Annotated in this window: 1 protein-coding gene; it reads right to left on the reverse strand. The window is 36.1% G+C overall.

What is annotated here, in order from left to right:
• The coding region (locus AOA62_RS16410) for a cation:proton antiporter regulatory subunit (protein ID WP_178075641.1) at positions 1-319 on the reverse strand (319 nt) is incomplete at both ends.

Here is a 319-nt window from a genome sequence, read left to right on the forward strand (position 1 = left end):
GTAACTCTACTATGGTTGATAATACTCCTGTAAATATTAACTTATCATTTTCATTTAATTTTATATATGATGGTACAGAAGCAATTCGTTCGCCCTTTCTAACCACTTCGATGAGATAGAGACCACTTAAATTTCTAAGACCTGCCTCTTCAATTGTTTTCCCAATGAGAGGTGAGTTAGCTTCAACATAAGCTTCTGCGAGGTATTCTCGTAACCCCTCTTCAAATGACTGCTCTGAAGTTTTCCGAGAAGGCAATAATTTATAACCGATTGTAGCCATATAAATAATACCTATTACCCCAGCTGGCAAACTAACAAT

It is taken from the genome of Pseudomonas sp. 2995-3, from assembly GCF_002742565.1.
GTDB classification, from domain to species: Bacteria; Pseudomonadota; Gammaproteobacteria; order Pseudomonadales; family Pseudomonadaceae; genus Aquipseudomonas; species Aquipseudomonas edaphica.